The organism is Vibrio sp. 1580 (assembly GCF_033340055.1).
On record NZ_JAWOVT010000523.1, the window covers coordinates 1 to 574 of the forward strand.

Sequence of the window (574 nt, forward strand, 5' to 3'; positions counted from 1 at the left end):
TGATCCACACGCCTCTATCACTTGCGAGCCAGTATCCTTCTTCGCTATCGGGTGCACGAGTCACGATGGCGGCGTCTAATTTGCCTTCATCTAGCCATTCGCGGAGCGTCACGCTTGGCTCACTGTACACCTGGATAGAGCAGGTCGGTTCGGTTTGCTGCAATACGCGGATGAGTTTCGGCAGCAGGCTATCGTTATAGTCTTCTGGACATCCTAAACGCAGTGGGCGTTTGTTTTCGTAGCGTTTTACTTGCTTGACGGCTTGATTGTGCAAACTTACGAGTTGCTCTGCATGCGCACGAAGTGACATACCCGCTTCGCTCAGTACAAGGTTGCGACCTTCCTTTTCGAATAAGCTGACATGGAGTTCATCTTCAAGCTTTCGCATTTGAGCACTAAACGCGGATTGGGTGCGATTGATTTGTTTTGCAGCACGAGTGAAGCTGCCTGTTTCAACAAACGCAAGAAAGCTGCGCAGCGCGTCAATATCCATATTCTTTTCTATCCATCGTTTTTGTTGAAGTGTTCCATCAAAACTATCCGTTAGTTTGAAATAAAACAATCAGATATTGTG

The 574-nt window shown here is 47.6% G+C and carries 1 protein-coding gene; it reads right to left on the bottom strand.

The features are described from left to right. Positions 1–493 (bottom strand): LysR family transcriptional regulator (locus R7093_RS26955; RefSeq protein WP_318147241.1); only part of this gene is annotated, 493 nt, incomplete at its 3' end. Between the last annotated feature and the right edge of the window lie 81 nt (positions 494–574).